The organism is Pontitalea aquivivens (assembly GCF_046507575.1).
Lineage (GTDB): Bacteria > Pseudomonadota > Alphaproteobacteria > Rhodobacterales > Rhodobacteraceae > Pontitalea > Pontitalea aquivivens.
In genome coordinates this window covers 1-1246 of sequence record NZ_JBKFEY010000082.1, presented here as the reverse complement: position 1 = coordinate 1246, position 1246 = coordinate 1, and the positions used below count along the sequence as shown (strand labels likewise).

The 1246-nt window shown below is 66.0% G+C and carries 3 protein-coding genes and 1 pseudogene; 3 read left to right on the top strand and 1 reads right to left on the bottom strand.

Translation table 11 applies throughout. The features are described 5' to 3' along the window. A pseudogene (locus tag ACK8OU_RS20205) lies at window positions 1-219 on the bottom strand (hypothetical protein); the annotation flags it as partial. A gap of 124 nt (window positions 220-343) precedes the next feature. Between ACK8OU_RS20205 and ACK8OU_RS20200 the strand changes: the two are divergent. Genes ACK8OU_RS20200 through ACK8OU_RS20190 form a run of 3 tightly spaced genes read left to right on the top strand, consistent with a single transcriptional unit; the run spans window position 344 to window position 1241 of the window. Next, on the top strand, window positions 344-562 hold the full coding sequence (locus ACK8OU_RS20200; protein ID WP_410305123.1) for a hypothetical protein: 219 nt from the start codon (window positions 344-346) through the stop codon (window positions 560-562). A gap of 11 nt (window positions 563-573) precedes the next feature. Then, window positions 574-879: a hypothetical protein gene (locus tag ACK8OU_RS20195; RefSeq protein WP_410305122.1), complete on the top strand. Its 306-nt coding sequence runs from the start codon at window positions 574-576 to the stop codon at window positions 877-879. Then, window positions 876-1241 (top strand): hypothetical protein, encoded by a 366-nt coding sequence (locus ACK8OU_RS20190; protein ID WP_410305121.1) that lies wholly within the window; start codon window positions 876-878, stop codon window positions 1239-1241. The genes ACK8OU_RS20195 and ACK8OU_RS20190 overlap by 4 nt, the downstream gene beginning before the upstream one ends. Window positions 1242-1246 lie beyond the last annotated feature (5 nt).

Genomic DNA, 1246 nt, shown 5'->3' with positions numbered 1-1246 from the left:
CGGCTTCAGCCCCGCCGCCGGGGGTGTCGGCTTTGGCGGGGCGAGGTTCGGACGGATCTTCGAGGGATCCGTGGTTTCCGCGCGACGGCGATCGGAGGCAGCCGCGTCGATGCTGCCATCGGCGTGCAGCACCAGCCGCCCCGTCTCCTTCGCCTTCTGGATCGCGCCCCGCGACAGCCCGACATGGGCGGCATACTGACGCTCGCTCATGCCCTGCATCGGTCTCTCCGATTATCATTCCGATTCAGATGGTTATTGAGTTGATACGGGCCACGAAGAGAGGGAACGTGCCTGCGCACGGGCTGCCATCCGCAGACCCGGACAGTCCGGAAAGGATTCAGAGATGACCGCCATCACCACCATCCGCATCGATCACGCGGCCTTGCCGGAGGCGTTCGACCGCAGTCGCCCCGATGCCGTCGCCGAGGCCATCGAAGCCGCGCTGCGCGAGGACGGGATCGCGGCGGAGGCTTCCGATGTAATCTCCCACATCAAGATCGAACTGCCGACCCGCCAGCTTGCCGACGCCAGCGCGGTGCTGGCGAGCCTGCAGCTGATCTGACGGGGGCAAACATGAGCACCCGTGCACAGATCGCCATCCAGATCGAGCCCGAGCAATGGGCACACACATACGTGCATTTTGACGGCTACCCCAGCCACATGCTTCCAGCGCTCGCGTCCTGGACGCCCGAGGACATCCTTGCGGCCAAAGAAATCCGGCAGGTCCACGCCGATGCACTCGACTGCTTCGACCCGCCGCGCGCGCCCGTGATCCTGCCGCGCCCAACCTGCCAGTTCTGTCACCTTTATGTCTGGCAGGACGGAGCCTGGGTGGAACTCGATCCTGAAACCCACGCCCCTGAAGGAGCGGCCCCATGACCGATCCCTCCCTGCACTGCCTGTCCAAGGGGGAAACTCTCGACGATCTTGCCCGCCGCGACTGCGCCATCGGCTTTGATCTGCGCTTCTGCCGCAGCGTGGCGGTCAGCCCCGACGACCGCGCCACGGAAACCTGCGATCCAACCGAGGCGGAATTCGCCACACTCTACGCGCTGACCGATCTGGGCGAGGCGATCGCCGTTCACGATGTTGACCTCTCCAGCACCGGGGCCGACGAGGTCGCAGCCGTCGCCCGCGCGCTGTTCGTGGCCATCGTCAATGCCCGCAGTGATCCGCCTGACGCGGCGCAGCGCCATGAAGCGGAACAGGCGGCGCTGACCAGTCCGGATCGCATCGCTTGATGCTG